Here is a 6,185-nt window from a genome sequence, read left to right on the forward strand (position 1 = left end):
GCCGCCGTCAGGGCGGAACCCTAAGCAGCCGTTACCGCAGAAACGGATATGTACTCGATCTGATCCAACAACCTGGTCGGCCCAGAGGCCGCCATCGGGGGCAAGCCCCCTCCCACATTGACCGAGGCGTGTCAGTTGGATAGCTGTCGCCTGGGAGACGACGGCAGCTAGCTCCCGCGCCACGTGTCGGTGTCATACCGAAGTCGTGTAGATTCTCATGCGTATAGGGATTCATTTAAAAATAAACTGATAGCCAATAATATAAGAACCCACTTTGTTTGCCTGAGCAGTCACCCATACGGCATTCATGCCGCGCTGCCGTTGTTTGTCCAAATCCGATTGATTTGTACAGAGTTCAATCCAGCGTCCGGTGTTTATGTCCTTGATGCGCAAGCCAGCCTCGCAACGGCTGAATTTTCCAGCGGAGGGCCCTGGGTAGGTGATTTCATACGCCGATTCGTAGTGGATGATGTCCCCGGGCAATAGGTAGACGCAGACAGCGTAAATATTGATGGAGCACGCAAGACCCAAGCAGAATCCGCCGAAAAAAGGGTCTACGGCCTGTGTTGGCTTCCGTTGAGCGGGCCGAGCGTAGAACGCCTTTGCTGCAAAGATCAGCCCTATGACAAGTCCGGCTGTTATATAAGTGGTCCATTCCGGAATGGATGCCATCAGAACCGTTCGCATGCCAATGCGCGCGGCCCACAACATATAAAGTATCCAGGCACCAAACAGTGAACATACGAACGCCAGGAGCGCTACTTTTTTTAACCGGTTCTCCTGTAAAAGATCCTTCAATTTTTGCGTGCTCTGTTTGTTCTAATCATGAGGATGGCGCCGAGATTGCCCATCATACAGAGACGCCTCCAATGTCCGCACCTGTGGGGTCGCCTTACTGCATGGGGTTAAGATGCAGAACATATTTCACTGGCTTCGAACGGAGGAAACACCTTGCTGAGCATTGGAGTCTTGGGCGTCGGCGAATTGACTGAGAAAGTGGTGGTCGGCCTGCGGCGTGGCGGTTTTACCGGGCGGGTGCTGTTGTCGCCCCGCAATCAGGCGCGCGCCGAGCAGTTGGGCAAGGTTTGGGCGTGCGAGGTCATGGCCGACAATCAAGAGGTTGTCGATGGGGCCGACCTGCTGTTGCTCGGTGTGCGCCCCGATGCAGTCGAAGGACTGTGCAGGGATATTCAACTCAAACCGGGGCAACCTCTGGTTTCCCTGGTAGCCGGCATGACACTCAAAGACCTGGCGCGCTGTTTCCCACAGGCGCAGCCAGTGCGGGCGATGTTGTCCTATGCCGCCCAGATCAACCATTCGACCGTGGTAGTCACACCGGCGGGTCACGTCCACGAGGCGTTGTTGGGCACCCTCGGCTCGCTGATTGTGATGGATCAGGAAGACGCCTTCGAGTTGGCCACCGTAGCGGCATGCATGAATGGCTGGTTCTATTTCTTTCTCAATGGCCTTCAGCAGTGGTTCACCGACAAGGGGCTGACCCAGGCGCAGGCCCGCCAATTGGTAATGGGCAACATGCAGGACTGCCTGGCCAGCGCCAGTCATCAACCCTTGGTCAGTATGGCGAGCATGGGCGATGCCATCGCTACTCCCGGCACCTTTACGGCAGCCGGGCTCGATGTGCTTCGTGACAAAGGGGCGCAGCAAGCGTGGACGACGGCCTGTGACGAGGTGCTTGAGCGGTTGCGGAAAAAGCCATAGCCGGATTATTCAGACGCTTTACACCCAATCATCCGCCAGAACCTCCGCCCCTTCCCACAGCCTTTTTACTTGTACGAATCTTTACCTTACCTGATAGAATGCGACAAATTCTCATTAACATTTGTCCTATCCCGTGCAGTCTATTCCTTCGGCTAACCCTCATCCGTCCATCGACCAGCTTTACAGCCACCATCACGGCTGGCTGCAGGGCTGGCTTCGCCATCGCCTGGGCAATGCGGCCGATGCGGCGGACCTGGCGCAGGACACGTTCCTGCGCCTGCTCAGCAACGGGCTTGGCGAGCCACTGAATTTCACATCGCCGCGCGCCTACCTGGCCACCGTCGCCAATCGCCTGACCCTCAACCTCTATCGCCGTCGCTCACTTGAGAAGGCCTATCTGGCCGCGTTGGCGCAAGCGCCGCAGGAACAGGTGCCGTCGCTGGAAAATCAGGCGCTGGTGCTGGAAGCCCTCGACGAGATCGACCAGGTACTTGGCGCATTGCCGGCCAAAACCCGGCAGGCATTCCTGATGGCGCAGTTGGAGGGGTATACCCAGGAAGAGATCGCCAGCCGGCTCAATCTCAGCGTGCGTTCGGTGCAACGCTATCTCGTGCGGGCCTTCGAGGAGTGCATTGTGTTGGCCAGCCAGAGCGCGGCATGACTAACGCGCCCATCGACCGGCGCATTGCCCGTGAAGCGGCAGGCTGGTTCGTGCGCTTGCAGAGCAGCGACGCCTGTGCCAACGAGCACGCCGCCGCAGCCGAGTGGCGAGCACAACATGCTGACCATGAACGCGCCTGGCAACTGGCCGAGCGTTTCAGTGACCGAGCCCGGCAACTTGTCGGCGCTGCCGGGCGCAGCGCACTGGAGCGCCCGCAAGGCCTGGAGCGGCGGCAGGTGCTCAAGAACCTTGCATTGCTGATCGCCGTCGCTCCCCTGGGCCTCGCGGCGTACCGGAACCTGCCGTGGCGTGAGTGGCAGGCGGATGAACGCAGCGCCACCGGGCAGCAGCGCACCCTGGACCTGCCGGATGGCGCACAGATCCGCCTGAACACCGGCAGCGCCGTCGATATCGCCTATGAAGACAGCGTGCGTCGCGTGCGCCTGATCGCGGGCGAGATGCTCGTCGAGGTGCCCCACACGAGCGCAGTGCGGCCGTTCATCGTCGAGACCGCGCAGGCGCAACTCGCCCTTTTGGGCAGCCGTTTTGTGGTGCGTCAGTACCCGCACATGACTTACCTTGCCGCGCTGCAGGGCGCTGCCGAGGTGCGCCCACGGCTGTCACGGGGGGATGCCGAAATGGTGCCAATCCCCGCCGGCCGGCAGACCTACGTCAACAATCAATCTGCGCAGGCGCCTACAGCGCTGGAGGCGGATCGACTCGACTGGCTGAACGGTGTGCTTCGCGCAGACAAGATGCGCCTTGATGACTTCATCAATGAGCTGGACCGCTATCGACCCGGTCTGCTGCGTTGCGACCCGGCAGTGGCGGGGCTGCTGATCTCCGGCGCTTTCCAGTTGCGTGAAACCGACCAGATTCTCCACGCCCTCAGCCAGACGCTGCCGGTGAGCATCCACTACCGCACGCCGTATTGGGTGACTGTCACCGCGCGCATGAATGCTTAAAAAGGTTGTCGTGTTTTCGTCGGGCTGCGTGTCCCCCTCATAACAACATCACTTCCATAGGGCGGGGACGAACACATGGCGACGACGCAAGGCATGCAACCATTGGCACGGACAGTACACGCGGCCGCGCTGGGACTGATGATTGCGGGCGGGAGCCTGTGCGCCGCATCGTCGCACGCCGCCGAGCCCGGCGCGCGGCAGAGTCGTACCTACCAGGTGCCGGCCGGGAACCTGAGCCGAGCGCTTGCAGCCTTCGCCAGCCAGGCGGGGATCACACTGCCCATCGAGCCGGGCGTGGTGGAGGGGCTGCGCAGCCCGGGCCTGAATGGCGCCACCAGCGTGGACGGCGGCCTGCAGCAACTGCTGCAGGGCACAGGCCTGCAAGCCACAGCACAGGGCAATGGCCTGTATTTGCTGAGCCCGCAGGTCGCCGGTGCAACCCTGGAGCTGGGCGCAACCAGCATCACCGGACAAGGCTTGGCGTCAACCACCGAGAACAGCGGTTCCTACACCACCGGCGCGATGCAGACGGCCACCAAGTTGCCCTTGAGCCTGCGCGAAACACCGCAGTCGGTCAGTGTGGTGACGCGCAAGCGCATGGACGACAAGGCCATGACCAGCATCAGTGACGTGGTCAAAAGTGCGCCGGGGCTTTTCCTGAATAACTCCGGTGGCGTCGGGCGACCCACGTTCAGCGCACGTGGCTTCGACGTCGACAACATCATGTATGACGGTTTCCCCACCAGCTTCCTGACCTATCTGCCCAGCGGCGAGGCCAACCTGGCCATGTACGACCGGGTGGAAATCGTGCGCGGCGCTGCCGGGCTCACCCAGGGCGCCGGTAGCCCGGCGGGTGCCATCAACCTGGTGCGCAAGCGCCCGACCCGGCAATTCCAGGGCACGCTCACCGGCAGCGCCGGCAGTTGGGATGACTACAGCGGTACGCTGGATGTCGGTGGCCCGCTCAATGACAGCGGCACCCTGCGTGCGCGTACGGTGGTCTCACGGCAAGACGCCAAAAGTTTCCGCGACTCGGTCGAGAGTGATAACGACTTGTTCTACGGTGTGGTCGACGCCGACCTCAGTGAAAACACCACCCTCACGCTCGGCGGCTACAGACAGAAAACCCACACCAACTACATCTGGGGCGGCTTGCCCATGGCCCGTGGTGGCGGCCATCTGGGGCTGCCGCGTGACACCTTCCTGGGGCATGACTGGGAATATTCCGACAATCGCACCACCGGTTATTTCGCCACCCTGGAGCAAGGCTTGCCCAACGACTGGACACTGCGTGCGGCCGCCATGCAGTCCAAGACCGACGCCGATGTGCTGGCCTCTTCGGTCTGGGAGTACGATCGGCATTACCTCTGGAACGAAGCCATGGAGCAGAAGGAAACCGGCTACGACCTGGCGCTCAGCGGCCCCTTCCAGCTCCTCGGCCAGCAGCATGACCTGACGCTGGGGGTCAGCAAGCGCAAGCTGGACTATCGTTCGGGCAAGGCCTGGAGCGCATACGTCGACGCCGGCATCAACCCCTTCACGTGGAATCCACACGGGCATGCCAAACCCGATTACATCAGAGGCGGTAACGGCCTTCCCGAGACCACCACGCAAGACAGTGTTTATGCCAGTACCCGGTTGCGCCTGACCGATCCACTGTCGTTGATTCTTGGCGGTCGCGTCGACTGGTATGAATTCGAAGACAGTGCAAACCGTGAAAGCGACTACAAAGTCACGCGTAACCTGACCCGCTATGCCGGGCTGGTCTACGACCTGGACGCCAATCATTCGGTGTATGTCAGCTACACCGACATCTTCAAGCCGCAGAGCGGCAAGGGTGTCGACAGGAGCGTGATTATCCCCATCGTGGGCGAGAACTACGAAGTAGGGATCAAGGGCGAATACTTTGACGGCGCCTTGAATGCGAGCATGGCGGTGTTCCAGATTGACCAGAAGAATCGCGCCCAGGAGCTGCCGGACGTCAAAGGCTGCGGCTCAGGCCCGGCCAGTGCCTGCTATGAGGCAGCCGGGCTGGTGCGCAGCCGTGGCGTCGACCTGGAAATCCAGGGCGCCCTGACCGATAACTGGCAATTGGCGGCCGGCTACACTTACACCCAGACCCGCTACGTGAGCGACGCCAACGCCGCCCGCGAAGGCGAAGATTTCGACCGCGAGAAACCGCGTCAACTGTTCAAGCTGTCGACCATTTACAGCCTGCCCGGTGAGCTGCAGCGCTGGCGTGTTGGTGGCGATGTGTACCAGCAGAGTCGCATCCGCACCGCGGGAGGGGCGGGTGCCACGGCCTGGAAAAACCAGCAGGGCTCTTACACTGTGGTCGGCCTGGTGGCGGGGTACAAGGCCAGCGAGCAGTTGGATCTGCAGGTCAATTTGAACAATCTGTTTGACCGGGTTTACTACAGCAGTGTGGCCGATGGTGCTTACAGTCCGTATGACATCTACGGCGATCCGCGTAATGTGAAGTTGACTGCGCGTTATAGCTTCTAGGGCATGTTATAGCTTCTAGGGCATAGGTATCTACACGGCTTTGTGTCGATCCCGGTCCAATGTGGGAGGAGGCTTGCCTCCGATGGCGGCCTCTGGACCGACCAGGATTTTGTGTCGATCCCGGTCCAAATGTAGGAGGGGGCTTGCCCCCGATGACGGCCTCAGAGCCGACCAGGATTTTGGATCGATCCCGGTCCAATGTGGGAGGGGGCTTGCCCCCGATGGCAGCCTCAGAACCGACCAGGATTTTGGATCGATCCCGGTCCAAATGTGGGAGGGGGCTTGCCCCCGATGACGGCCTCAGGGCCGACCAGAATGTTGGATTGGACCGAGTA

5 protein-coding genes are annotated in these 6,185 nt (G+C 61.0%); 4 read left to right on the forward strand and 1 reads right to left on the reverse strand.

Going from position 1 to position 6,185, the window contains the following annotated elements:
- Positions 1-231: 231 nt before the first annotated feature.
- Positions 232-798 carry a hypothetical protein gene (locus BFP90_RS12640; protein WP_065896852.1) on the reverse strand — a complete coding sequence of 189 codons (567 nt, stop codon included), beginning with the start codon at positions 796-798 and terminating at the stop codon, positions 232-234.
- 153 nt (positions 799-951) lie between these two features.
- Here BFP90_RS12640 and BFP90_RS12645 point away from each other — a divergent pair, with 153 nt between their 5' ends.
- From BFP90_RS12645 to BFP90_RS12660, 4 genes are all read left to right on the forward strand, one after another.
- The gene (locus tag BFP90_RS12645; RefSeq protein ID WP_065896853.1) at positions 952-1,719 is read left to right on the forward strand and encodes a pyrroline-5-carboxylate reductase dimerization domain-containing protein; all 768 of its coding nucleotides are present in this window, start codon (positions 952-954) and stop codon (positions 1,717-1,719) included.
- 133 nt (positions 1,720-1,852) lie between these two features.
- Positions 1,853-2,380 (forward strand): sigma-70 family RNA polymerase sigma factor, encoded by a 528-nt coding sequence (locus tag BFP90_RS12650; protein WP_065896854.1) that lies wholly within the window; start codon positions 1,853-1,855, stop codon positions 2,378-2,380.
- A complete protein-coding gene (locus BFP90_RS12655; protein WP_065896855.1) occupies positions 2,377-3,345 on the forward strand; it encodes a FecR domain-containing protein in 969 nt (322 codons plus the stop codon). The genes BFP90_RS12650 and BFP90_RS12655 overlap by 4 nt, the downstream gene beginning before the upstream one ends.
- Before the next feature lie 75 nt (positions 3,346-3,420).
- Positions 3,421-5,850, forward strand: coding sequence for a TonB-dependent siderophore receptor (locus BFP90_RS12660; RefSeq protein ID WP_083203235.1), 2,430 nt, complete (start codon positions 3,421-3,423; stop codon positions 5,848-5,850).
- Positions 5,851-6,185: the final 335 nt, after the last annotated feature.

Source organism: Pseudomonas sp. 24 E 13 (assembly GCF_900004715.1).
Classification (GTDB): domain Bacteria; phylum Pseudomonadota; class Gammaproteobacteria; order Pseudomonadales; family Pseudomonadaceae; genus Aquipseudomonas; species Aquipseudomonas orientalis_A.